Below are 1074 nucleotides of genomic sequence, written 5' to 3'. Positions count from 1 at the left end.
AGCAGGCGGGCACCGATGACCGCGGTCTGCAGGGTGTAGCGGTGTACCGGGTCGGCGGGGTTGGCGCCGGTGAGTTGGTGGATGCGTTCCAGACGGTAGGTCATGGCCCGCACACTCAGGGAAAGCCGCCGGGCCGCCTCCGCCGCTATGCAGCCCGAGTCGAAGTACGCGGTGAGGGTGTCGATGAGTGGTTGCGCGCCGCCGCGGGCCTGTTGCAGCGGGCCGAGGGCGCTGAGGACCAGGTCGGCCATGGCCTGCCGATCACGGGTGAGGACGGGATACACCAGGAGGTCGGCGGCGCGCAGGACGGGTGCGTCAAGTTGCAGGCGTTCAGCCAGATCGAGGGCGTTGAGGGCCTCCTCGTAGGACTGCACGACACCGCCCGGACCGGGCTGCGAGCGGCCGATGGCGACCTGGCCGCCCTTGGTGGCGGCGTAGGCCTGTTTGGCGAAGAAGGTCAGGACCTCTTCCTGGTCGCCGGGGGCGATGCAGACAAGGCGTCCGTCCTTCGTGGTGAGCAGGATGCTGCGGTCGCCGAACCGGCCGATCAGGGCACGCTCCACCTCACGCGGCACGGCATCGCCTTCGTCGTACGCGGCCGCTCCCCGAGCCACCGCGACGGCGTGCTCGTAGGACAGGCGCAGCCCGAACCGCTCTGCGCGCTGGGCGAGGCGGCCCAGGTCGCTGCGCCCGTACAGCAGGTCGTCGATGAACTCACGGCGTGCGGCCTCTTCCTGCCGTACGGCTTGGCGCTGCGCCCGCTCGTAGCCCTCGGCGAAGGCGTCGACCGCCTGTGCCGCGGCCGCGAGCACGTCGTCGAAGGAAGCGGCGCCCGCATCCGGCCGGTTCGCCCTGGTGGCGGCCAGGTGCGCGCCGACCAGAGCGCGCAGCCCCAGACCCGCCTCCGCGGCCCGCTCACCCAGCGCACGGCGGGAATCGAGTTCGTCGCGGGTCAGCCGACGGCCGGTAGCGGAGGCCTCTGCGAGGATCTGGGCGTACCCGTCCAGATATCCCTCGGGTATGCCCTGGTTCTGCTCGGCCACGCCCACCCGTCCTCTTGATGATTCGCTGACG

General features: G+C 71.3%; 1 protein-coding gene. It reads right to left on the bottom strand.

Going from position 1 to position 1074, the window contains the following annotated elements; genetic code table 11:
- Nucleotides 1–1043 (bottom strand): PucR family transcriptional regulator (locus STSP_RS35970; protein ID WP_067285457.1); only part of this gene is annotated, 1043 nt, incomplete at its 3' end.
- Nucleotides 1044–1074: the final 31 nt, after the last annotated feature.

Source organism: Streptomyces jeddahensis (assembly GCF_001642995.1).
GTDB lineage: Bacteria > Actinomycetota > Actinomycetes > Streptomycetales > Streptomycetaceae > Streptomyces > Streptomyces jeddahensis.
The sequence above is the reverse complement of the archived record's forward strand: the minus strand, read 5'-3'. Positions and strand labels throughout refer to the sequence as shown.